Annotated in this window: 18 protein-coding genes; 10 read left to right on the top strand and 8 right to left on the bottom strand. The window is 69.3% G+C overall.

Annotation, left to right across the window (positions count from 1 at the left end; translation table 11 throughout):
• Positions 1-331: 331 nt before the first annotated feature.
• Both ACERZO_RS33715 and ACERZO_RS33720 read right to left on the bottom strand, forming a co-directional pair.
• The gene (locus ACERZO_RS33715; RefSeq protein ID WP_372669576.1) at positions 332-916 is read right to left on the bottom strand and encodes an FMN reductase; all 585 of its coding nucleotides are present in this window, start codon (positions 914-916) and stop codon (positions 332-334) included.
• Positions 913-2049, bottom strand: coding sequence for an LLM class flavin-dependent oxidoreductase (locus tag ACERZO_RS33720; protein ID WP_372669578.1), 1137 nt, complete (start codon positions 2047-2049; stop codon positions 913-915). The genes ACERZO_RS33715 and ACERZO_RS33720 overlap by 4 nt, the downstream gene beginning before the upstream one ends.
• Positions 2050-2157: 108 nt before the next feature.
• Between ACERZO_RS33720 and ACERZO_RS33725 the strand changes: the two genes are divergently transcribed.
• The 3 genes from ACERZO_RS33725 (at position 2158) to ACERZO_RS33735 (ending at position 8258) form a co-directional block, all read left to right on the top strand.
• Complete coding sequence (locus tag ACERZO_RS33725) at positions 2158-3561, top strand: hypothetical protein (protein WP_372669580.1); 1404 nt, start codon at positions 2158-2160, stop codon at positions 3559-3561.
• 134 nt (positions 3562-3695) lie between these two features.
• Complete coding sequence (locus ACERZO_RS33730) at positions 3696-5747, top strand: DNA gyrase/topoisomerase IV subunit B (protein WP_372669582.1); 2052 nt, start codon at positions 3696-3698, stop codon at positions 5745-5747.
• Positions 5748-5774: 27 nt separating this feature from the next.
• Positions 5775-8258, top strand: a complete 2484-nt coding sequence (locus ACERZO_RS33735; protein WP_372669584.1) for a DNA gyrase/topoisomerase IV subunit A — start codon at positions 5775-5777, stop codon at positions 8256-8258.
• Positions 8259-8276: 18 nt separating this feature from the next.
• Here ACERZO_RS33735 and ACERZO_RS33740 read toward each other — a convergent pair whose 3' ends face one another.
• Complete coding sequence (locus ACERZO_RS33740; protein WP_372669587.1) at positions 8277-8603, bottom strand: hypothetical protein; 327 nt, start codon at positions 8601-8603, stop codon at positions 8277-8279.
• A 119-nt stretch (positions 8604-8722) separates the two neighbouring features.
• On the opposite strand from ACERZO_RS33740, the gene ACERZO_RS33745 reads away from it, so the two are divergent.
• The 7 genes from ACERZO_RS33745 (at position 8723) to ACERZO_RS33775 (ending at position 19665) form a co-directional block, all read left to right on the top strand.
• The gene (locus ACERZO_RS33745; protein WP_372669589.1) at positions 8723-13048 is read left to right on the top strand and encodes a hypothetical protein; all 4326 of its coding nucleotides are present in this window, start codon (positions 8723-8725) and stop codon (positions 13046-13048) included.
• Between the two features lie 98 nt (positions 13049-13146).
• Positions 13147-13839 carry a Crp/Fnr family transcriptional regulator gene (locus tag ACERZO_RS33750; RefSeq protein ID WP_372669591.1) on the top strand — a complete coding sequence of 231 codons (693 nt, stop codon included), beginning with the start codon at positions 13147-13149 and terminating at the stop codon, positions 13837-13839.
• 72 nt (positions 13840-13911) lie between these two features.
• On the top strand, positions 13912-14607 hold the full coding sequence (locus ACERZO_RS33755) for a Crp/Fnr family transcriptional regulator (protein ID WP_372669593.1): 696 nt from the start codon (positions 13912-13914) through the stop codon (positions 14605-14607).
• Between the two features lie 83 nt (positions 14608-14690).
• The gene (locus ACERZO_RS33760; RefSeq protein WP_372669595.1) at positions 14691-16205 is read left to right on the top strand and encodes a hypothetical protein; all 1515 of its coding nucleotides are present in this window, start codon (positions 14691-14693) and stop codon (positions 16203-16205) included.
• 25 nt (positions 16206-16230) lie between these two features.
• Positions 16231-18144, top strand: a complete 1914-nt coding sequence (locus tag ACERZO_RS33765) for a hypothetical protein (RefSeq protein WP_372669596.1) — start codon at positions 16231-16233, stop codon at positions 18142-18144.
• Positions 18145-18199: 55 nt separating this feature from the next.
• Positions 18200-18415: a hypothetical protein gene (locus ACERZO_RS33770; RefSeq protein WP_372669598.1), complete on the top strand. Its 216-nt coding sequence runs from the start codon at positions 18200-18202 to the stop codon at positions 18413-18415.
• Positions 18412-19665 (top strand): CHAT domain-containing protein, encoded by a 1254-nt coding sequence (locus tag ACERZO_RS33775; protein ID WP_372669600.1) that lies wholly within the window; start codon positions 18412-18414, stop codon positions 19663-19665. The genes ACERZO_RS33770 and ACERZO_RS33775 overlap by 4 nt, the downstream gene beginning before the upstream one ends.
• A gap of 27 nt (positions 19666-19692) precedes the next feature.
• Here the strand turns inward: ACERZO_RS33775 and ACERZO_RS33780 are convergent, their stop codons facing one another.
• From ACERZO_RS33780 to ACERZO_RS33800, 5 genes are all read right to left on the bottom strand, one after another.
• Positions 19693-20805 carry a hypothetical protein gene (locus ACERZO_RS33780; RefSeq protein WP_372669602.1) on the bottom strand — a complete coding sequence of 371 codons (1113 nt, stop codon included), beginning with the start codon at positions 20803-20805 and terminating at the stop codon, positions 19693-19695.
• A complete protein-coding gene (locus ACERZO_RS33785; RefSeq protein ID WP_372669604.1) occupies positions 20802-21488 on the bottom strand; it encodes an SMODS-associated NUDIX domain-containing protein in 687 nt (228 codons plus the stop codon). The genes ACERZO_RS33780 and ACERZO_RS33785 overlap by 4 nt, the downstream gene beginning before the upstream one ends.
• A gap of 78 nt (positions 21489-21566) precedes the next feature.
• Positions 21567-22403, bottom strand: coding sequence for an SDR family oxidoreductase (locus ACERZO_RS33790; RefSeq protein WP_372669606.1), 837 nt, complete (start codon positions 22401-22403; stop codon positions 21567-21569).
• Positions 22403-23215: a MaoC/PaaZ C-terminal domain-containing protein gene (locus ACERZO_RS33795; protein WP_372669607.1), complete on the bottom strand. Its 813-nt coding sequence runs from the start codon at positions 23213-23215 to the stop codon at positions 22403-22405. The genes ACERZO_RS33790 and ACERZO_RS33795 overlap by 1 nt, the downstream gene beginning before the upstream one ends.
• Positions 23212-23643, bottom strand: a complete 432-nt coding sequence (locus ACERZO_RS33800) for a type II toxin-antitoxin system Rv0910 family toxin (RefSeq protein WP_372669609.1) — start codon at positions 23641-23643, stop codon at positions 23212-23214. Before ACERZO_RS33800 ends, ACERZO_RS33795 begins: the two co-directional genes overlap by 4 nt.
• Positions 23644-23645 lie beyond the last annotated feature (2 nt).

Below are 23645 nucleotides of genomic sequence, written 5' to 3' on the forward strand. Positions count from 1 at the left end.
TCCGCAAACCGCCAACCAGGCACCGACTCCAGCCCGACCTACAGCTGCTCCAGCAGCGCAGCGACCCCACCACCGCCCAACCCCAACGTCACCCGGCCCACCGGGCGCCACACTTCAGGCCCGCCAACAGCAGCCAACAGCTCGCACCCACCGCCGGCCCCGAGCACCGCCTGCCTGGCAGCAAGTTCGCCACCTCGGCAGGCGCAGCACCGCCTCATGCCCCCGGCTGGCCGAACCCCGCCAGGCAGTGGCTCCGGCGGCGATCACCGGATCCTGCGTCAACTCAACCGGCCGGACACCGATCAACCAGCAGCAACCGGCCGGCCGCCACCTACTCCCCCACCTCGGCCAACAGCTGCTCAAAGGGAACAAACCCCGTCCCCTCGCCACCAGCAACCCGACCCTCGACAGCCGCGGCCAACTCGGCCCCGGCCTTCTCGATCCGTCGCTGCAAAGCCCCCTCCCCGCTTCCCCAGTCCGAAGAAGCGGCGTAAACCCCGGTAGCCACCGGATCCGCCTTCAAGTACCCGAACAACGGCCGCAACTGGTAGTCCAACACCAGCGAGTGCCGCTCGGTTCCGCCCGTCGCACCCAGCAGAACCGGCTTCCCCACCAACGAATCCGCGTCCAGCACATCGAAGAACGACTTGAACAACCCGCTGTACCCAGCCGTGAACACCGGAGTCACCACGATCAGCCCGTCCGCGGACACCACCGTGGAGATCGCCGACCGCAGGTCCGGACTCGGAAACCCCGTCAGCAGGTTCTTCGTCACGTCCAGAGCGACATCGCGCAACTCCACCACCGAGACCGACCCGCCCCCAGCGGCGGCAACAGTCGCCGCGGCCAGCCGATCCGCCAGCAACCGGGAAGACGACGGTACCGACAACCCCGCCGTCACCACCGCGAGCTTCATTCCGACACCTCCGAAGACGACACAGCCGACACAGCCGACACAGCCGACGCGGACGAAGCGGACGAAGCGGACGAAGCGAGCGAAGCGTGCGTAGGCGCCTCAGGCACATGAACCGGCCGCATGGAGTCCAGCTCCTTCCGCAGCACCGGCACCACCTCCGACCCCAGCAGGTCCAGCTGCTCCAGCACCGTCTTCAACGGCAACCCCGCATGGTCCATCAAGAACAACTGACGCTGGTAATCCCCGAAGTGCTCCCGGAACGTCAGCGTCTTGTCGATGACCTCCTGCGGGCTCCCCACGGTCAACGGCGTCTGGTCGGTGAACTCCTCCAGCGTCGGCCCATGCCCGTACACCGGGGCGTTGTCGAAGTACGGCCGGAACTCCTTCCACGCGTCCTGGGACCGCGGGCGGATGAACGCCTGGCCGCCCAGCCCCACGATCGCCTGGTCCGCCTTGCCGTGGCCGTAGTGCTCGAAGCGCTGGCGATAGAACGCGATCAGCTGCTGGAAGTGCGAGGTCGGCCAGAAGATGTGGTTGGCGAAGAACCCGTCTCCGTAGAACGCCGCCTGCTCGGCGATCTCCGGGCTGCGGATCGACCCGTGCCACACGAACGGCGGAACTCCGTCCAGCGGCCGGGGCGTCGACGTGAACCCCTGCAGCGGCGTGCGGAACTTGCCCGACCAGTCGACGACGTCCTCGCGCCACAGCCGGCGCAGCAGCGCGTACTTCTCGATCGCCAGCGGGATGCCCTGGCGGATGTCCTCGCCGAACCACGGGTACACCGGGCCGGTGTTGCCGCGGCCCATCATGAGGTCGACGCGGCCGTCGGCCAGGTGCTGCAGCATCGCGAAGTCCTCGGCGATCTTCACCGGGTCGTTCGTCGTGATCAGCGTCGTCGATGTCGACAAGATGATTTTGGACGTCTGCGCCGCGATGTACCCCAGCATCGTCGTCGGCGACGACGGCACGAACGGCGGGTTGTGGTGCTCGCCCGTCGCGAAGACGTCGAGGCCGACCTCCTCCGCCTTCAGCGCGATGCGGACCATCGCCTTGATCCGCTCGTGCTCCGTGGGCGTGGTGCCGTTCGTGGGATCGGTCGTGACGTCGCCCACCGAGAAGATTCCGAACTGCATGACCTGACTCCCTTCGCGAGCCCCATCTTACATGCGCGTTCAACTACTTCCAAGCAAGAGATATTCCGGCCGTCAATGCCGTAGGGGGCACCAAGTAAGGTCAGCACCATGGACGCGGAGCTCGGTCGGCTGGGTCTGGCAGAACGTTCGGTACGACTACTCACGGGCCGCGACATCTGGGGTTCGATCACCCCGCTGCTCGCGCCCCGCCGGAACCTGGTGGCGGCCTTCGGCCACGTCGGCCCCGGCGCGGCCGCGCTGCTGCCGCTGGAACCCGGCGACACGGTGATCACGGACGCCAGCCTGGACATGGTGCTGTCCGGCGCGACGAGCCCGCACGCCCTGCTGCACTGGGTGAAGGCGGGCGTGATCGTGCACTCGCTGCGCGGGCTGAACGCGAAGCTGGTGATCGCCGAGGACGACCCGTCGTTCGTGGTCGTCGGCTCGGCCGACGTCACCGCCGCCGGCCCGCGGCAGCTGTTCGAGGCCGTCACGGTCTCCCACGAGAAGCACACCGTCGAGGAGGCCCAGGAGGCCTGGCTCGAGTGGTGCGACCTCGCCGGACCCGCGCTGACGGCCGCCGACCTGGAGCCGCTCCTGGAGCAGTACGGCGCCGGCAAGCCGGTCACCGCGCCGCGCCCCGCGGCCGGCCGCACGCCGCCCGCGCGCCCGGTGGTGACCAGCCGCCCGGCCACGCCCGTCCGCCCCGCGGCTCCCACCCCGCCGCCGTCACCAGTGCGCCCGGCGGCCGTGGACCGGCCCGCCGCACCCGCGGCGCCCGCCACCCCGGACCGGCCCGCCGCACCCCCGGCGACCGCGACCCCGGTGCGACCCGCCACCCCGGCAGCGGCCTCCCCTGACGCCGAGCGGCCCGGCGAGACCACCGAGCCCGGCAGCCCCGCCGCCCCCGAGGCGGCATCTTCGGCGCCCGCCACCGCGGAACCGGTTGCGGCACCGGCCGCGGCGCCGTCGAAAACAGAGCCGGCCGCCGAGCCCGCGGCCACCGACGTCCCCCGGCCGGCGTGGCCGCGCCCGGCGGAGCTGTACCTCGTCAGCCTCGTCGAAGGCGGCGAGCCGTCGGCCGAGGCCGAATACCGCCTGGAAGAGCTGCAGCGCGAGTACACCCACCCCGGCGAAAACGGCGAACAGCCGTTCCGCGTCGAGATGTTCTGGGCCGACGACGGCCAGGGCCAGGACCCGCCGCGCACGCTGCGCGCGGGCGTGCACGTGATCCGCGTCTACAGCCAGAAGCAGGGCCGCGCCCTGGTCGGGTCGCGGATCGAGGCCCCCGGCCTCGTGCTGCAGGCCCACGCCGACGAGTTCGCCTACCCGCGCCGCACGTACTGCTACATCCTGACCCGGGACCCGGCCGCGCGGCCGGCGTTCGGCGACCTGCGCAAGGCGCTCGCCGCGATCGGCGAAAAGCCGAACTTCCGGAACAGCTTCCAGGTCCCGCGGAAGATCGAAGCCCTGCTGGGCCTGTGGCCCGACCTGGGCTACGACCCCCGTTAGGGGGCGGCGCGCGCCACTCCCGGGGCGACAGGGCGGCGAAACTGTCGGGGCGGGCGGATATCCTGCAGTACGGTGCAGGCCAGTCCGCACCGCCACCAGCACTTTCGCGAGCCACGATCCGGGAGAACGACCCTGTGACTGCCGAGACCTTGTACGGGGCCGACGACCTGACGCATCTCGAGGGTCTCGAAGCCGTCCGCAAACGCCCCGGGATGTACATCGGCTCCACCGACAGCCGGGGCATCAACCACCTCTTCTCCGAGGTGGTGGACAACTCGACGGACGAGGGTGTCGCGGGCCACGCGACGAAGATCGTCGTGACCCTGCACGCCGACGGCAGCGTCCAGGTGGACGACGACGGCCGCGGCATCCCCACCGGCACCCACGCCAAGTCCGGTTTGTCCGGCGTCGAACTGGTGCTGACGCGGCTGCACGCCGGCGGCAAGTTCGGCGGCTCCGGTTACAAGACCTCCGGCGGTCTGCACGGCGTCGGCGCTTCGGCGGTCAACGCGCTGTCGCACCGCTTCGACGTCACCGTGAAGCAGGACGGCAAGGTCCACCAGATGTCGTTCAAGCACGGCATCCCCGGCACCTTCGACGCGCCCGGCCCCAAAGCGAAGTTCACCCGCCGGTCCGGGCTGAACCTCGTCGGCAAGATGAAGCGCGGCGAGCGCAGCGGCACGTCGATCCGCTACTGGTACGACGCGCGCTACTTCGAGTCCGGCGCGGCGCTGGACGTCGAAGGCGTGCGCGCGAAGCTGCGCAACACCGCGTTCCTCGTGCCGGGCGTCACGTACGTGCTGCGCACGGCGATCGAAGACACGATCAACGAAGAGACGTTCCACTTCCCGAACGGCCTGGTCGACATGGTCGACTTCCTGACGCCGTCGGGCGAGAAGCCGGTCTGCGGCACGCTGCTGATCACCGGTGAGGGCACGTACAAGGAGAACGCGGCCGACGCCGCCGGCGTCATGCAGTCCAATGTGGAGCGCCACGCCGAGGTCGAGGTGGCGCTGCGCTGGGGCACCGGCTACGAGCGCACGGTCGAGTGCTTCACCAACACGATCCGCAACGTCCACGGCGGCACGCACCGCCGCGGCTTCGACCGCGCGGTCACGAAGGCGTTGCAGGAGGCCATCTCCAAGACCCGCGGGCTGCTCAAGCCCAAGGAGGACATGCCGACGATCGAGGACGTCCTCGAGGGCATGACCGCCGTCGTGCACGTCCGGCTGCCGGAGCCGCAGTTCACGTCGCAGACGAAGGACGAGCTGTCCACCGCCGGCATCACCCGCGTGCTGCAGGGCATCGTCGACAAGCACGTCAAGGCCTGGACCGAAGACCGCAAGACGAAGTCCGAAGCGAAGGTCGTGCTGCAGAAGGTGGTCGACGCCGCGCGCGTCCGGCTCACGCAGAAGCAGCAGAAGGACGCGGCGCGGCGCAAGACCGCCCTCGAAGGCGCGGCGATGCCGCCGAAGCTGGTCGACTGCCGCACCACCGGCGTCTCCCGCAGCGAGCTGTTCCTCGTCGAGGGTGACAGCGCGCTGGGGTCGGCCCGGATGGCGCGCGTGTCGGAGTACCAGGCGCTGCTGCCGCTGCGGGGCAAGATCCTGAACGTGCAGAAGGCGTCCCTGGGCGACACGCTGAAGAACGCCGAGATCGCGTCGATCGTGCAGGTCCTCGGCGCGGGCACCGGCCGCACGTTCGACCTCACGACGATGCGCTACGGCCGCGTCATCCTGATGGCGGACGCGGACGTCGACGGTTCGCACATCCGGACCCTGCTGATCACGCTGTTCGCGAAGTACATGCGCCCGGTGATCGAAGACGGCCGGCTGTACGCGGCGATGCCGCCGCTGCACAAGCTCGTCACGAAGGGCCGCAACCCGGAGACGCACTTCACGTACACGCAGCAGGAGATGGAAACCAAGTACGCCGAGCTGGAGCGGGCGGGCAAGAGCATCGTCACGCCGGTGCCGCGGTTCAAGGGTCTCGGCGAGATGGACGCCGACGAGCTGTGGGAGACCACGATGAACCCGGCCACCCGCTCGGTGCGCCGGATCACCATGGACGACGCCGAAGCGGCCGAGGGCGCGCTGGAACTGCTGATGGGCGAGAAGGTCGAGCCCCGGCGGAACTGGCTGGTCGCCTCTTCGGACCGGATCGACCGCGACGCCATCGACGCTTAAATTTCTTAGCTACCAAGGAGTTCTGCCGTGGCACGCCGCAAGGGCACCACCACCAAGGTCGATCCCAGCGCGTTCGACCGCGCCGGCGCGAACGTCTTCGACAACTCGCTGAAGACCGAGATCGAAGACTCGTACCTGGAGTACGCGTATTCGGTCATCCACTCGCGCGCCCTGCCGGACGCGCGGGACGGGCTGAAGCCGGTGCACCGCCGGATCCTGTACTCGATGAACGAGAACGGCTACCGCCCGACGCACGCATACGTGAAGTCGTCGCGCGTGGTCGGCGACGTGATGGGCAAGTACCACCCGCACGGTGACGTCGCGATCTACGACGCGATGGTGCGGCTGGCACAGGACTTCTCGCTGAACGTCCCGCTGATCGACGGCCACGGCAACTTCGGTTCGCCGGACGACGGCCCGGCCGCGTCGCGGTACACCGAAGCCCGCATGTCGCCCGAGGCGATGCAGCTGGTCGGCGAGCTCGGCGAGGACACCGTCGACTTCCGGCCGAACTACGACGGTTCGCTCGAAGAGCCGTCCGTGCTGCCCGCGGCGTTCCCGAACCTGCTGGTCAACGGCACGTCCGGGATCGCGGTCGGGATGGCGACCAACATGATCCCGCACAACCTCGGCGAGGTCGTCGCGGCTGCGCGGTGGCTGATCACGCACCCGTCCGCGACGCTCGACAAGCTGATGGAGTTCGTGCCCGGCCCCGACCTCCCGACCGGCGGCAGCCTGCTGGGCCTCGACGAGGTCCGCCGCGCGTACGAGACCGGCCGCGGCGTGGTCCGGATGCGCGCGAACTGCGAGACCGGTCCGCTCGAAGGCAGCCGCGGCCGGCAGGCCATCACCGTCACCGAGCTGCCCTACGGCGTCGGGCCGGAGAAGGTGATCGAGAAGATCACCGACGAGGTCAACAAGTCCAAGCGGCTCACCGGCATCGCCGACGTCAAGGACCTCACCGACCGCGAGAACGGCACGCGGCTGGTCATCGAGTGCAAGGTCGGCGTCAACCCGCAGGCCCTGCTCGCGGACCTCTACCGGCTCACGCCGCTCGAGCAGTCGTTCGGCATCAACAACCTGGTGCTCGTCGACGGCCAGCCGCAGACGCTGGGCCTGAAGGAGCTGCTGGAAGTCTTCCTGCGGCACCGCTACGACGTCGTCACGCGGCGCACGAAGTACCGGCGCCGCAAGCGCGAAGAGCGGCTGCACCTGGTCGACGGCCTGCTGATCGCGCTGCTGAACATCGACAAGGTCATCAAGCTCATCCGCGAGAGCGAAAACGCGCAGGCCGCGAAGGACGGCTTGATGACGCGCTTCAAGCTGTCGGAGATCCAGGCGACGTACATCCTCGACACCCCGCTGCGCCGGCTCACGAAGTACGACCGGCTGGAGCTGGAGTCGGAGCAGGAGCGGCTGCGCGAGGAGATCGCGGAGCTGTCGAAGATCCTCGACGACGAGTCGGTGCTGAAGAAGCTCGTGTCGGCGGAACTGGCGAAGATCGCGAAGGACTTCCCGACCGAGCGCCGCACGTCCCTGATCGACGGTGACCTGAAGGAGGTCCTGGCCGCGTCGAAGCCGTCGGGTCCGCTGGAGGTCGAGGACGACCCGTGCCAGGTGATCCTGTCGGCGACCGGGCTGGTGGCGCGCACCGCTGCGGAGTCCGAGGAGTCGACGGAGACGCGCCGGCGCAACGGCCGCGTGAAGCACGACGCCGTGGCGGCGGTGGTCCACACCACGGCCCGCGGCCAGGTCCTGCTGGTGACGAGCCGCGGCCGCGCGTTCAAGACGGACGTACTCCCGTTGCCGGTGCTCCCGGAGCAGGCGGGCACGGTCTCCCTGCGCGGCGGCATGGCGGCGCGCGAACTGGTCCCGCTGGAGAAGGGCGAGACGGTCGTCGGCATCGCGCCGCTGGGCGAGCAGGCGGCGGGTTCCCCGGGCCTGGCGCTGGGCACGAAGGCCGGCGTGGTCAAGATCTGCTCACCGGAGTGGCCGGTCCGCTCGGACGAGTTCGAAGTGATCTCGCTGAAGGACGGCGACGAGGTCGTCGGAGCAACGTGGCTGACGGACGGCTCGGAGACGCTGGCGTTCGTGTCGTCGGAGGCATCGCTGCTGAAGTACGCGGCATCGCTGGTCCGCCCCCAGGGCCTGAAGGGCGGCGGCATGGCGGGCATGAACGTCGGCGCGGGTTCGGTGGTGTTCTTCGGAGCGATCCGCACGGACGACGACGAGCACGGCGAGCCGTTGGTGATCACGTCGACGGGTCAGAGCGTGAAGGTGACGCCGTTCAGCGAGTACCCGGCGAAGGGCCGGGCCACGGGCGGGGTACGAGCGCAGCGGTTCCTGAAGGGCGAGACGGCTTTGCGAGTGGCGTGGATCGGCCCGCGCCCGGCAGGCGCGGCAAAGAACGGCGACCCGGTGGAGCTCCCGGAGATCGACGTCCGCCGGGACGGCTCCGGCCACGCGCACCCAGGCCCGGACGTGGTGGGCCACCTCATCGAGCGCGACTGAGCCGGGCGGGCTGAGTGGTCAAGACGGCCACTCAGCCTGTCCCGGCATGGGAATCCCCCACAGCTGACAGGTCGGCGGCTGGTCCGGTGCCGCTCGCACCACGCGGTCACACAAGTCCCGCGGGCACCGATGCGACGCAACCGGTCCCGGCGGAATCTCCTCGGCGAAATCGCCGTTGCGGATCGTCTGGTCCAGCTCCGCCGCGATCAAGCGGTCGATCTCCGCTTCGAGCGCGTGCCACCCGGAGAGAGTGTCCTGTCCCGCACGCGTCGCCGCCACCAGTTCGTCGAAACGGGGCCGCAACGCGAACCAGGTCGCGTCGCCGCCGATTCGCCGCAGGCTCAAGCACACCGCGCTCCAAGCTTTCCGCCGGGACTCCTCCGACATAGCACCTCCGGTGTTTTCGCCGGTGACGGACCTCGGTAGAGTGACCAGCCTACGCACCCTCGCCGGGGAGGTTCAGGGTGGCCAACGCCGAAATCCTCGTCCGGGACGTCGAACTTCCGCCCGGGTACAGCGGCATGATCCGACACGCGCTACAGCGGATCGGGAACGACTGGCACGGCCCGGTCGAGCTGATCGAAATCACCCGCCTGATCGACGGTGGACGCAGTGGTGCGGCCGTCATCGAGATCGCGTTGCGGGCCGGAGGGGAATATCGGCGACGCGTCGTGAAGATCGGTCCAGCGGAAGAAATGGCTGCCGAGTACGACAACTTCCGCCGACATTTGGCGGACTACCGGACCGCGGTCTGCGCTCCCATCGAGGAAGCCACGCCGGGCGCCATAAAGACCGAGGAGCAGCGGGACGGCGAGGTCGAGGCCGTGGTGTACACCCACGTCAGCGCCTATGCGGGCGGACGGCCGCAGACACCCGCACCCACGCTCGAGGAACTCATCGACGCCGCGTTCCGCGAGCAAGCCGGAGTCCGCGAGATCCGGCAGCTGATCGAGCGGTTGTTCACGAAGATGGCGGACCCGTTCCACAACCGCCGGCGTGTGTACGAAAAACGGACTCTACGCGACCTCAACCCGTCACTCGGCCCCGATCTCGTACTCCACCCCGCAATGGTTCAGAAGGAGCCGATATACGGGGAGGATGTCCTCGAATCCTCCCTCGGTTCCGGAAAGTTCAGCCGAGGTACGGAACTGCGGATAGCGCACTCCGCCGGGGCGGAAATCCGTGTGGAGTCACTCGACGGTGGTGCCGCGCTCGCCGGGCACGTGGTTCGCATCAGGTCCACCGAGCAACGCCAGAAGCTGGATAGCGCCTTCACGACCGTCGACCGGGACGGGGTTTCGGTCATCGCCGACGAAGTGCGAACCGCCGATCCGGCCGACGGCTTGCGTCCGGCGCTGACAGACCCGCGCTTCGGCCGGTTCCGCAGTATCGTGCACGGGGATCTGAACGCGCGCAACGTGATGTGCGTAGAGGGCCAGCCGATCCTGATCGACTACGCCAAGACGACCGACGGCCACCCGCTGCTCTCGGACGCCGCGTGGCTGGAGATCAGCCTGCTTCGTGACGTCTTCGCCGAACTCCCCTACCCGGACTTGGTCCGAATCCAGCGTTTCCTTGCGCTGGCCAACCGGTTCCGGTCGGTGGTCGCCGACGTCATCGAGCTGGAGCAGGTCTTCGACGAGCTGCTCGGGGACCGTGCTCTGGTGGCCTTTCGGATCCTCCACGAGGTCCGGATCCAAGCCCAACGCGCGTTCCCAGGTGAAGACGGCTGGCTCGACTACCTGGCCCAGCTGCACTTGGCGGCTTATCGCACAGTCAAGTGGGATGAGCAGCAGCCGTCCGCGCTTCGCGCGGTACACGCGGCGGCCGCGGTAGCCACGGAGTGGCTGGCCGCCGAAGATCCCTATGCGCACTGGGACGACTTGCCGGAGCTCCTGAACCGGCTCGCCCCGATCGTAGAGTTCTCCCGGCCGGATGCAATGCCGGCGATGACCGATCTACTGACCGCCGTGGACGCCCAGCATCCCGGCGCCGACCTGCCCGAGGTCGACGAACTGCGGAATCGGTTCGTCCGGGCCCGCTACCTCGACCGGGCCCGCGAGTCGGTCGTCGAATTGTCGCGGGAGCACGAAACCTTCCACGAAACGGTGCCGGTTCCACTGGGGAAGACGACCGTCGTGGCCGGCGGGCCCGGCTCCGGAAAATCCCGGCTGCTGCGCGAGCTGGCCTACCGCGGTGCGCTCGACATCGCTCGGCCCGGACCGGAAACGGGGCCGCTGCGCGTGCCGTTCCTCGTCACCGCCACCGACCCGCCCCCGGAGCTGCCCCGGGAAACCCTCGTTCTCGGCGGTGCTCACCTCCTCCTCGACGGCCTCGACGAGGTGCCCCGCGCAGACCGGCACCGGATCGCCGCGGAGTACCGCGCGCTGCTCGACCGCCATCCCAGGCTTCGGCTGACCGTCGTGGTGCGCAACGGGACCTGGGCGGCGAGTGCGTTCGGCAGCCCGGTGCTCGAGCTGGAACCGTGGGACGGCTGGCAGATCACCCGGTACCTCAGCGGGCTGGCGCTATCGGAATGCTCAGCCGGCGCGGTCAAGGACGAAATCCTGGATCTTCACCGCGCCGATGGAGCGGCGGCACCGGGGTTCGTCACCATGATCGCCGAAGCCGCACTCGCATCGGAGTGGCCGGCCCTGGGCGACGACTCGTACGACAAGCACTTCGCCGGGGACCTCACCGACGAGGAACTGGCGGCGCTCGGTTCGTTTGCCACCGAGATCATCGACGCGGGCGGGCCGGTACGGCCCGCTGCCGACCTCAGCGCCTTCGTCGATCGCGGGATCCTGGAGAACGCTGGAGACGGCTTGCGGTTCCGCCGGTCGGCGGCACGGGACTTCTTCGCCGCGCGGACGTTGAGTACGGCAACCGATCTCGTCCCGCAGCGAGCCCGCTCGTTCGCCTGGCGCGACGTCTGCCTGCTCGCCGCGAGGCTGCCCGGCACCCCTGGCTCGGTCGTCGACTTGATGGCTCGAAGTGTGCGCACCGCCGACCCGCGCTACGCGGCGCGACTCGTGTCGTACTTGCCGACGGTGGCTCTCGGCTACCTGGCGGACTGGAACGCCGTCATTTCGGATCCGAATGCGGGGACGCACGCACACTTGGCCGGGGCAGAAGCCCTGCTGCTGACTGCGGTGCCCCAAGCCAGGCAAGCACTCCTCGGGATCCTGCTCGACCACGCGACACCCGATTCGACTCGAATCGAAATCCTTCAGGTGATCGGAGCGCACCTCGCCACCCACCGGGCCGACGACACCCTCGTGCACTGGGCCCGCCACGCCCTCGGCTCGGTCTTGGCCGGCGACCACACCGCCGAGGTCCGGGTCGAGGCGATCGCGGCCATCGAGACCGGCCGGATCCGCGGGCTGGAGGTGCTGCTGGCGGAGCTGCTGCGATCCACCGGACAAAAGGTCGCCGCGGCTGCCGACGATGTACTGCGCACGTCGGAGGTGCTCGTCCCGCCCAGCATGGAAGAGGTCAGGACGGCGCTGACGTCGATGCGCCTCGCCGAGCTCGAGGACCGGCTTCCGACGTTGTCCGGCGCACACGCCATCAGAGCGGCCTACGAGCTGCGGCTGGAACTGCTCGAACGGACCGGATCCCCGGCGGAGCTCCTGCGCCGGAGGTTCAACTACGGGATCGGATCCGCGGTCGGTGAACTGCTCGAAGGATCCGGCTACCAGGGCCTGGGCGCAGGAGCCGCGACCCAGCCGGCGGATCTGTCCGAGCAGGAAGCGGTGGCTTCGGGACACCGGATCCTGAGTGGCGGACTGCCGGACCAGGACGCCCTGGTCTTCGCTGCCCAGGTGGACTCGCCGCTGCACCTCCTGCTGATCGCCGCGGCGGCGGTGTCCTCACCGGCCACTGTCGACCACGCGGTGAACTTGATCGCGGAACTCGCCCCGGTGGTGACGGCGGACCGGATCGAAGGGCTGGCTGCGCTGGGGCAAGCGGTCACGGCCACGGATCGGCGACGAGGGTTCGTCGTGACCCGGCAGGCGGCTCGCGTACTGCGCGACCGCGACCTCGCGGCACGCCGGTACTGGCCGTGGGCCACGATGCTGGCCCACACCCGTCCCTCGTTCGCCGAGCTGGACCAGCTCCTCGCCGACGGCGTGGACGGAGCTCTCGAGGAACTGGCGAATTACGCACCGTCCTGGGACGGGGTGCGCCCGCCGGCACCGCGAATCGGCGCGGCCGCCCGGCAGTTCCTCCTCGGGAGAAGCCAGCACGAAGAACCCGATTGGGCGCTCGCCGTCGCGGCGGCCGGGCTGACCGAGACACTTTCCCGAGTAATCGAAATCGCCGGGAACCGCACACCCGATACCGTTGTGGAGACAGTTTCCACCGGCCGTTATGGAATCGTTGAAATAGCCCCGCACGCCCGCGTGCTCGCTGCACTGGGCGGACTCGGCCGACTAAGCGACGAGCCGGACGCGGCCCATCGCGTGCTCGACGAATTCGACACCGCGGGTGCACATCCGAGCGTCGAGCTCGGCCGTCTGGCCGGCCTCGCTCACCTCGGGGACGGCGAACCTCTGCTCCGCACGGCCCGGGGCGACGGCACCCCGCTGGACACCGCGGCACGGCAGGCGATCCGCCACTGGATACCAGGCCCGTGCACACCAGCCGATCTGCGGGATTCAGGCACCGTCGCGGCGCTGCTGCTGAGTCTGCGGGCCGCACCCGGAATATCGCCGGAACGACGTTCACTGCTCGACGAACTGACTCACGAAGCAGAACAATCCCACGGAAACATTTTGCCTCGATGACGACAATTAGGCCGAACGGGTTGTAACACTGGCGCCATTCCCGGCGAGCTTGTTGTGGTGAACCACGCAGCCCGGCAGGGGAAGGAGCAGGGTCGCTCATGGTCGTCCGCGATCAGCTTCCGGCGGAGCGAGGATTGTTCGCCGCATTGCCACCGTCCGCGGTCGCCGACCTCCTCCGGATCGGTGCCCAGCGCGTCTACCGCCCGGGAGAAGTGCTGGTGCACGAAGGCGAGGCAACCACCTTCGTCGTGCTCCTGCTGGAAGGGTGCGTCAAAGTCACCGCGACGACCGCCGACGGTGGCCGGGCGCTGCTCGCCGTCCGAGGTGGCGGCGAGTTGGTCGGCGAACTCTCCGGGCTGGACGGCCGGCCACGCTCGGCTACCGTCACGGCCGTCGGACGGCTGTACGCTCGGGTGATTCCCTGGACGGAGTTCCAGCACTTCCTCATCCAGCACCCGGACGCGGCGATGGCGGTCAGCCGGATGGTGGCCGCCAAGCTCCGCTGGTCCACCGAGCGCCGGATCGACTTCAGCGGCTACGACGTTCCGGTGCGCCTCGCCCGCATCCTCGTCGCACTCGTGTCCGCTTACGGCACGCTCGAGCCAGACGGCTGGGAGATCGGCTTTCCGATCACTCAGCCCGAACTCGCCGCGTTGATCGGGGCCGCCGAGCCGACCGTGCACAAGTCGCTCGCCGAACTGCGACATCGGCGGGTGCTCGACACCGGCTACCGGCGGATGACGATTCTGGACCTACCCGCACTGCGCCTAGCCGCGGGCCTCACCTCGTAGCAGAGCCGCGAAAGCGGGCAATCCCGTGCCAGCACGGCATTCTCCGCTCCCCTGAGCGGCACAGTGCTGACAGTGGACGTCGATGAATGGCCCTACCGCTCCCTGCTCGGCAGGCTCAGCCGCCGGGCACGGGAGGCGCTTCTGCGGCTCGGCACGCCGGTCGGCTACGACGCACACCAGCGGATCATCCGCCAAGGGGATTCGGCGCGGCACACCCTGCTCGTCCTGAAGGGCCTGGTGAAGATCGTCGTCGACACCGAGCGAGGGCGGGACGTCGTGGTCGCCGTCCGGGGCCCGGGTGACCTGCTCGGCGAAATGGCGACCTTGGAGCGGCGACCGCGAGCCGCCCACGTGATCGCCTGCGTGCCGGTCAAGGGCCGGATCATCCAGAGTCCGGACCTGGGCGATTTCCTCAAGCACAGCCCGGAAACCTGCCTGGCCGTGGCCCGGGTGCTCAGCGAACGCCTGCGGGGCTCGGACCGCCGGGGGATCGACTTCCTGGTTTGCCCGGCACCGGTTCGCGTCGCCCGCACGCTGCTCGACGTCACGCAGCGGTGGGGTGAAGCCGCCGAAGCCGGCCGCGTCGCCATCCCCCTGTCGCAGAAGGACATCGCCTCGCTCGCCGGAACGGGGCTGAGCTCGGTGGAGAAAGCCTTCAAGCTGCTCGAGGAGGCGGGCGCACTCGACCGCCGGTACCGGCGTGTCGTCATTACCAACCTGAGCGGGCTGCGTCGATTCGGCGAACTTCCTGACGAGATCCCGTACTAGTACGGGGTCACCGATCGCGTTCTGTCACAGAGTGGTGGCGGTCTCTTCCGGACGAAGGCCGTCAAGCGCTGAAAGGGTTCTCGATGCCGACTCCCCGTGACAGGTTCCAGCAAGTGCGCAACGCGGTCAGCGTGCTCGGCAGCCGCCGGGCGGACCCGGTGCCGGGAGAGGACGTCTTCGCGCGTGCACACCCCGAAACCGTGAAAGTGACCGAGCAGTACCAGTACGAGCAGGAGATCTCGCGCAATCCCTCCACGCGGCGCAGCGCGCCGCCCGGTGGCGAGATCGAGATCGTCGTACCCTTCGACGGCGCCGACCACTTCACCCGTCAGGCGTGCGACGACGTCGAGGCAGCGATGCGCGATCGGCATCCCGGCGAGTCGGTGAACGCACTGATCGGACACGTGGTCTTCGCCGGGCACCAGCAAACCGACCTCGGCGATCGCCTCGGCCTCGACGACACCTACGGTGCGCTGCCGATCCGCGTCCCGGTCAGCGGGGAGGGCAGTCCGGGCGGGCTCGAGGAGCTGAAGGGCGACCGGCACGCCTGCGTGATCAACCACAGCTACGCGCCGAAAGCCGACCTGCTCGAAGTGGTTCCCATCGACGTCCAAGTGGAGCTGCTCGACCCGGACACCGTCGGCGACCTGGGCACGATCACCACGAACGGCCACGGCGGAGTGGACTTCTCCAAGCTGGGCCAGCAACCGAACTTCGAGTCGTTCCTGTGCCTGGTCCTCCGGGTCCGGCTGGTGCTGCCGTGGAAGGAGGAACGGGACAAGCCCGAGCCGGTGATCGACCGCATCTCCCTCGACTGGCCGTCCATCACCTCCCTCCAGGCGCTGACGCTCAGGCTGCCGGAAAGCCAGCGCCGGGCGCCGATCACGTACAACCCGATCGAACGCAGCATCGAGTGGCGGGACATTCCGATGCGGCAGGTCACGGAGGCCACCGGCCGGACGGACGAAGCCGTGTTCACCAGCGAGGAGATGGCGCTGGTGATCGAACAGCCGGGTGAGCTGTACCAGCAGCCGAGCCTGGACGGCCGGGTCGAGGTGAAGATCCCGGGCTATCTGCTCTCGGGCATGCAGACCCGGCTCTTCGACGGTGCCGGGCGAAGGGTCGAGCGCGACGGCCACGAAGAGCTCAGCTGGGTCGGTTCCCGGATTCATCTCATCCTCGACGACGCGTTCGCGCGCCGGACCTTGAAGCCGCACCAGCACCTGTACTTCGACGAGGTCATCCCCGAGGACGCACGCATCGCGGATATCGAGAACGCGTTGCGCACCAGGGGTTTCACTGTGCGCTTTCACCCGATCTCGAACGACGGTACAAGACGGCAGTGGGCGGGCACGGCCGAACGCCCGGAGGGTCCGGAGAAGATGACGCTGCGGCTCTACGTCGAAGGAACCCGGCACGAGACCGAACGGCAGATCCGCCGTGGTGGCCAGGTCTTCACCACCACTTTCCCGAGCGGCGAGCTCAGGCTGTTCATGTACGGCGCGCTGCCGCGGACGAGCGGCGCGATCACCCGCGAAATGAATGCGCTGCACGCCGTCATCCGAGACCGCTTCGCCCGCATCCGCGCCACCCACTGACCCGCCACGAGAGGGAGCCGAACAGATGTCGATCAAGATCCGGTCGCGGGCCCCGCGAACCCGGTGCCACCGCTGCGGGTCGCCGGAGGTCGCGGCGCTGTGCCACCATTGCGGCCGGCCACTGTGCAAAGACCACCGCTCGGGGCCGCTGGTCACCAGTGAATTCGACGGCCTGGGGTTCCAGAAGGCCGAACCGCAGCACTGCGCGAACCACAAGCACGTCGTGAAGCCGTCGATCCGCAAGTACGTCTACCTTGCGGGTGCCGTGGCCGCATTGGGTGTCCTGCTGATGTTCGCGTCGGTGCTCGTCGGGCTGTTCCTGCTCCTGGCCGGGCTCGCCGCCGGCGCGGCGGTCTGGTTCGAGGATCACCGCCGGACCGCCACGGCGTTCGAAAACCGGCCGAAGCTGCCGGTGGTCCCCAGCATCGATGCGGTGCGGGTACGGGAAACCGTGCAGGGCAAGCTCGAGCTGGACGAACGCGGCGCCTACCGCAGTTCGGTGACCCCCGTCGAGGGCAGCATCACGCTGGACATGACGTTCGGCCGCCCGGACCAGGACCGCCTGCGGGACTACCGCGCGAAGTTCCGCCTCGACCCCGCGCAGGACGTCGAATTCTCGGCCGGGTACGCAGTCTTGCTCGGCCGTGCCGGACTCGAGTTCACCGACCGGGCGCTCACGCCGCCGGTGCTGCCGCTGACCGGCCTCGTTTCCGAACACCCCTTCCTCGCTTCGCCGGAAAGCCGGGCGGGGGCCAAGTGGCAGCTCGACCTGACCCACCGGCTCACCAGCGGGCTCGAGATCGACGCGTTCCCGCTGTGGCTGACCCCGGCCCTCGTGCCCGAATCCGACCAGCGAGCACTGCAACTGGACCTGCAGTGGCTGGGCAACTGGCCATCGGAGGAGTCGGGCCTCGAGGCCGACAAGGTCGAGCGCCTCACCCTGTACGTCCCCACGTCCTGGGGAAACGTCGAATTCGTTTCGGAGAGCGCGACCATCGGCAGCGAGGCGGACCCGGTCAACGGCGGGCGGATGATCGAGTGGAAGCAGCTGCCGCTGGGAGCGCGCGCCGATCACCGGTTGACGCTCGCGGTCCGCTTCGAGGACCGGATCCAGCTCACCGACGTGATCAAGGGCTCGCTCGTGGTTTCCTTCAAGGGCGCGCTGTCCGGGCTCGAAGGCATCGACTTCTACCACCCGATGGGCGGCCGCCGGACCGGTCGGCGCGACAGCGAGGTGAAGACCGAGGTCACCGCCGACGTCACGCTCAGCCTCAGCGGCGTGCGGTACCAGGACGTACGGGTCGTGCCGGACCAGAAGAAGGACGATCTGCTCGTCCGCCCGGAAAGCCACGAGTACCCCGGCGTGATTCCCGACCACGAGACGCTGATCGCCCTGACCGACGCGATGAGCGATAGCGGGTACTACGTCAAATGGGTCATCGGGCACTCCCCACGCAACGGTGACCGGGCCAACACGCTCAACCGGGCCTGGGACATCGGCGGACGGCTCTACGAAGGTGTCTACCCGGTCGACTTCTACGTCGGGCTCGCCGGCGAAGAGGTCTACGGCGGGGACATCCACGCGGAGGCCGGCAACAGCAAGATCCGCCTTTCGGTGAAGGGAGCGTACGCCAGCAACGAAATGGAAGAACGCATCGAGTCCGTCTGGTACGGACTGCACGACATCGTCGGCGAGACGTTGAAGGAACGGAAGCGGGCCGAACCGGCCGGCCGCGGATACCGGTCCCGGCAAGCCGGGACGAAGGACGACGACCGGGCGAAGGCGCTCCAGGACCTTCGACGGCGACGGCGGGAGTTCCAGTTGGCCGTCGCGGAAGGCCGGATTTCGGAGGAGCTGTACCGGCAGTTCGACGCCGAGATCGAGCGGGAGATGGCGGAGCTGAACCGGGCAGGCGGCTCGTGGGACGGGGAGAACTGAAATGGCGTGGGAATGCAGTGATTGTAACGCCCGGGAAGATCAGCAAGGAAAGGTCGTGGTCGACGCCGTCTGCCACCACTGCGGGAAGCCACTGTGCCGTGAGCACCAGATGGTGGTGGCCCTCGACGAAGCGTTCACCCCGACTCGGCTCGCCGACACGGTGCTGTCGACCGGCCTCGACGGGTCGGCGATCGGCTTCGGCGTGCACTGCGAAAGCTGCCGCCGGGCCCACCACGGGCGAGCCACGCTGCTCGATGGGCTGCCGAAATGATCGAAGCCGAGTTGCTGGCCGAGCGGCTGAACGTCGGCCGCCCGGCCGATCTCACCGTCCGGCTGACCAACAAAGGTGACGGCCCCTGCACGAACATCGTGTTCACGCTGCGACTGCCACCCCAGGTCCCGGCCGTGCGCGGCAACCGGGCGCTCGAAGCGTCGCGGCTCGCGCCGGGGGAAAGCTGCACGGCGGTCGTCCGCGTGCGGCCCCGGCTGATCGGCAGCTGGGCAGCCACCAGTACCAACTTCTCCTTCCGCGACCACCGCGGCGCGGCCTTCCGGGTCTCGGACTTCAGTTCGCCACTGGTGGTGGCCGCCGCGGTCGAAGAAGTGAAGGTGCCGCCTCCGGAGTTCGGGATTTCGCTGTCTACGTCGGTGCTGGCCCTCGGCGAATGGGACACCTTGCGCGGACACGTGACCAACACTGGACCGACTCCGATCAGCTGGGGCCGGCTGAGCCTGCAGGGACCTTTCGAATTGGATCCCCACGGGGTGGACGCCGACCTCGGCTGCCTCCAGCCGGGTGAGCGGGAGTCGTTCGCGTTCCCCGTGCTGGCGCGGGAAGCCGGCCGTGAGGTGCCGGTGCACATCAGCGCGATGTGCGTCGACGGGCTGGCACAGCGCGTGGAGACGACGAAGCAACTGTCGGTGCAGGTCGGCAAGGCGGTCGGAGCGAACCCGGACCAGGTGCGGATCCTGTACCTGGCCGCGAACCCCTCCAACTCCGAGCACCTGAGACTGGCCGCGGAGGTGCGGGACATCAAGCAAACCCTGCGGCTCGGCTTCGAGCGTGACCGCTTTGAACTGGCCGAGCACGGTGCCATGCGAGCCAGGGACCTGACCCAGGCGCTGCTCGACTTCTCACCGCGGATCGTCCACCTCTCGGGGCACGGGGCCGAGGACGGGCGGTTCGTGGCCGAGACCGAAGACGGTGGTCAACGGGTGCTCTCCACGAACGGCGTCGCCGCGCTGTTCGCGGAGGTCTCGGACACGGTCGAGTGCGTCATCGTCAACGCCTGCTACAGCGAGAGCCTGGCGCAAGCGCTGTCGGAGCACATCAGCTACGTGATCGGGATGCGCAGCTGGATCGGCGACCGGTCGGCGATGGAGTTCAGCGTGGGCTTCTACCAGGCTCTGGTGGCCGGGCGGGCGATCGAGCCCGCGTACCGGTTCGGCCGCGCGGCGATGGTGGCCGGGGAAAGCAGCGGACGCGGCGCCGACGTGCCGATCCTGTTCCGCAGGCCCTGACCAGTCGCCGGCGGAGCCCGCTGGGCGCTACGGCCCGGGCCGGGGAACGTAGACCCAGGCGCGTTCGGCGAAGTTCTTCTGCGGAATGCGGACGTCGGCCGGCTGGAAGTGCGCCGGATCCAGTGAGCCGTACCCGTCGGCGATGATGTCGGTGTAGACCACGTCGGAGACGATAAGCGCGAAGTCCGCGGCGGGCTCGCGGGCGAGGGCCGCGCGGACCGGGGCGCTGTCCAGCAGGCGGTGCACGGCGATGGTGACGCCGCCGAGCCAGCCGTTGGGCCCCGCGGCGACGTGCCCGCGGTGCAGCGCGACGCGCAGCCGCAGCCGGGCGTGCGCGTTGAGGTCGGCGTTGGTCGAGGCGAGTTCGCCGCGGACGGCCGAGACGAGCCGGGGGATCACGACGGATTCGTCGACACCGGACGGCAGGATGGCGAACTGCCCGTCCCCGGACTCCTGGAGATCGACGTCGTGCTCGCGCAGGCCAGCCTCCCGGCGTGCTCGCGCGAGCACGTCGACGAGCCGTTGCTGGGAGCGAGCGGCTTCACCGGTACTGAACCGGCTGTACGACTCCGTGTCGACGGCCACGCACAGCCGCACGGCCGGGGGCCGGGTGCTCACCGGCCGCGCCGGCCCCGTTGGCAGGCTCGACGGGGAGGCCCAGCCTTCCGGCGGGCGCACCTCGAACCGCACGGGCGGGCACCCGCCGTGGCTGCGTCGCGTGCGACCCGTCAGCACCGTGCCGTCCACGCGCATGAATCCGGTCACCTGCGCGAGTTCCGCTGGTGCGCGAAGCACCGCTCGCGCTTCACCCGCCGCTGGGACCGGGTCGTGCCCGAGCGGGTCTCCGAGCAACCAGCCACAGCCCCCGGGCAGCTCGCCGACGGCCATGGGTACTTGCGGGCCGTCGGCTTCGACCACTCCCACGCGGCCATCGTCGAAGCCCAGGACCAAGTGCGCTGCCACGAACGGCGGACCGGCCGGGTCCAGCTCGAACCGCACGCGCAGCTCGAAGATCGCCGTCCCGGGCGGTGGTTCGGCGTCGACGTCGGCGGCCGCACCGACCCGGGGCGGATCGAACCGGACGTCGCCGAGCTTCCGGCCGCCGGAGCCGGTGAGCTGCGCGACGGCGGGTCCGGTCACCGGACCGGCGGCAGGTCCGCGGCCAGCCGCGCCGGACCTGCGAGGAACGCACTGTGCGGTGCGATGAGGGCCGGTCCAAGCCGTCCGTGGACGATGTCGTCGAAGCTGGCGCAGATCACGCCGGTCCGGCGCTCGTCGTGACCGGCTTCGAGCAGTTCGCCGCGCAGCCGCACCGCGTCGGGGTTCAGCAGCGCGAGGTCGTACACCTCGAAGCCTCGCACCTGCAGGTACGGCTTCCCGGGCACCTGGTCGGGTCCTTCCCGCACCGTCCGGACCGGGGTGAAGGCGACTGAGCGGGTGAGCGGCTCGGCCGCCTCGAGCCCCACCTCGGCCAGTTCTTCCCGGAGTTCCCGGCGCAGGCATTCGGCGGCGGTCTCTCGGTAGGCGCCGGTGGCGAACCAGGCCTGGAACAGCCGCAGCGCACCGCCCGGCAGGAAACCCCGGAGGTCCGCTTTCATCTTCTCGGCGCCGGTCGCCGTTCGTTCGGGCCGGAACTCCCACGTCTCGAGCAGGCGTGCCGCCGGCGGGTGGATCTTGACGACGCCACCCGGTGGTCCGTACGAGCCCGGCCGTTTGGGCGAATCGAAGAGGACGTACCGATCGTCGTCAGCGATCCGGAGCAGTGCACTGAAGGAAACCCGCACCGGGTGGCGCCGTTTCGTGAATCCGGCCGCAACGCCCATCGCACACTCCTTCCATCCGGTGCCTACCACGATGGCACAGCGGTGCGACGGTCGTCAGCCCATGGCCGGACCACTCGATCACGGGAGCCGGGCCGCGATGTCGTCGATCTCCCACGGGCCTTCGGTCTCGATGACCTTCACGTCGTGCCAGCTCGCCAGTTCCGAGATCGCGCCGCCCTGGACCGCGAACACCTTGCCCGTCAACGGACACTTCGAAGACGCCAAGTACGCCACCAGCGGCGAGATGTTCGCCGGTGAGAACGCATCGAACTCGCCTTCTGCCACTGGTGCCGCGAAGATCGCGCCCATCCCCGGGGTCGCCAACGTCAGCCGCGTGCGGGCGATCGGGGCGATGGCGTTCACCCGCACCCCGTAGCGGTCCAGCTCGGCCGCCGCGACCAGCGTCATCGCCGCGATCCCGGCCTTCGCCGCGCCGTAGTTGAGCTGGCCCGGGTTCGGCAACGTCGTCCCCGACGCCGATGCCGTGTTGATCACCGACGCCGCCACCGGGGAACCTGCCTTGGACAGCGACTTCCAGTACGCCGCCGCGTGGTGCAGCACTGCCGCGTGCCCCTTCAAGTGGACCGCGATCACGTCGTCCCACTGCTCCTCGGTGAGGCCCGCGACGAAGCTGTCGCGCAGGATGCCCGCGTTGTTCACCACCACGTCCAGCCGGCCGAACTCGGCCACCGCCTGGTCGACCAGCTCCGCCGCGCCTGCCCACGACGCCACGTCCGACGTGTTCGCCACGGCCGAACCACCGAACGAGCGGATCTCCGAAACCACCTCCGGGTCCGGCTCGATGTCGTTGACCACCACCGAAGCGCCCTCACGCGCGAACAACAACGCGTGCGACCGACCGATCCCCCGGCCCGCGCCGGTCACCAGCGCGACACGCCCCTCGAGTGCACCCATCAGAACTCCGCCAGTCCGTCTTTGATCACGACCGTGTCCCCTACCGTGGTTTCGAAGGCGAAAGAACCGGGCCCCACCGCCCAGATCGACGTCGACAGGTCCTGCCCCGGCAGCACCGGCGCGGCGAACCGGACGGCGAGACGACGCAGCCGGCCCTCGGGCGCCACCGAAGTCAGCACCGCCCACGACGTGAACGCCATCGTGCACAGCCCGTGCGCGATGATCCCCGGCAGACCCGCCGCCCGCGCGACCTCCTCGTCGAGGTGGATCGGCATCGGGTCGCCGGCCGCCGGGCCGTAGCGGAACGTCTGGTCGTCGTCAACGTGCTGGCCGACCTTCGCGACCGGCGGACCGGAAGGCGAAGAGCGGTGGGAGGGCCCGAGCGTGCCGCGCTTCTCGCCGGCGTCGAAGCCGCGCACGAAGAACGTCACGTACTGCTCGTTGACCAGCTCGTCACCCGACCGGCACTCGAGGTAGACCGTCGCCCGCGTCCCCTTGGGCAGCCCCTCGTAGCCGGTCATCTTGGCGCGCGACACGAGAGAATCACCAGGCCGGATCGGGCGGTGGAACCGGAAGTCCTGCTCGCCGTGCAGCACCCGCCCGAACAGCGACGGCGGCACCACTTCGAGGGCCGGTTCCAGCAGCGACTGGAACACCGGCACGATCGCGAACACCGGGCTCGCGACGTCGCCGGAAGCGTGCGCCGGGATCGGGTCGTTGGTCGCCGCCGCGTACTCGACGAGCCGCGAGCGCGTGACCTCGAACGAGACCGGCTCGGTCCACTTGTCCAGCCCGGCGGGGTCGAACTTCACGCGACCAGCGCCTTGAACTTCTCGAGGGACTCGTCGAGGTTCTTCTTCCCGTCCTTCTCGACGGCCTTGCCCAGCGCGCCGACGATCATCGCGCCGGTGAACTCGGCTTCGATGGTCGCCGCCGAGCCGGCCCCGGCCGGCGCCACCGACAGTGAGAACCGGATCTTCACCCCGGCCATCCCGGTGCCGGAGATGACCAGCTGCGAAGGCGCTTCGTAGGAGTCGACCGTCCAGGTGATCGTGTTCGCCATCCCGAGCATCGTGACGACCTCGGACACCTGCGACCCCTGCGAGAACTCCGCCGGGACGTCGCCCTTCCACTTCGTGTGGATGGTCAGCCACTTCTCGAAGTTGTTCGGGTTCGAGAACTCCGCCCACACCTTGTCCGGCGCGGCGGGCAGTTCGACGGACGCGCTGATCCGGCCCATGG

Origin of the sequence: Amycolatopsis kentuckyensis (genome assembly GCF_041679295.1) — a bacterium.
GTDB lineage: Bacteria > Actinomycetota > Actinomycetes > Mycobacteriales > Pseudonocardiaceae > Amycolatopsis > Amycolatopsis kentuckyensis_A.

Bases quoted from the DNA above. Each gene is read 5' to 3' on its own strand.
- ACERZO_RS33785 (WP_372669604.1), bottom strand. From the start codon at position 21,488: ATGGGCGTTGCGGCCGGATTCACGAAACGGCGCCACCCGGTGCGGGTT.
- ACERZO_RS33765 (WP_372669596.1), top strand. From the start codon at position 16,231: ATGTCGATCAAGATCCGGTCGCGGGCCCCGCGAACCCGGTGCCACCGC.
- ACERZO_RS33725 (WP_372669580.1), top strand. From the start codon at position 2,158: ATGGACGCGGAGCTCGGTCGGCTGGGTCTGGCAGAACGTTCGGTACGA.
- ACERZO_RS33750 (WP_372669591.1), top strand. From the start codon at position 13,147: ATGGTCGTCCGCGATCAGCTTCCGGCGGAGCGAGGATTGTTCGCCGCA.
- ACERZO_RS33720 (WP_372669578.1), bottom strand. From the start codon at position 2,049: ATGCAGTTCGGAATCTTCTCGGTGGGCGACGTCACGACCGATCCCACG.
- ACERZO_RS33715 (WP_372669576.1), bottom strand. From the start codon at position 916: ATGAAGCTCGCGGTGGTGACGGCGGGGTTGTCGGTACCGTCGTCTTCC.
- ACERZO_RS33790 (WP_372669606.1), bottom strand. From the start codon at position 22,403: ATGGGTGCACTCGAGGGGCGTGTCGCGCTGGTGACCGGCGCGGGCCGG.
- ACERZO_RS33800 (WP_372669609.1), bottom strand. From the start codon at position 23,643: ATGGGCCGGATCAGCGCGTCCGTCGAACTGCCCGCCGCGCCGGACAAG.
- ACERZO_RS33775 (WP_372669600.1), top strand. From the start codon at position 18,412: ATGATCGAAGCCGAGTTGCTGGCCGAGCGGCTGAACGTCGGCCGCCCG.
- ACERZO_RS33760 (WP_372669595.1), top strand. From the start codon at position 14,691: ATGCCGACTCCCCGTGACAGGTTCCAGCAAGTGCGCAACGCGGTCAGC.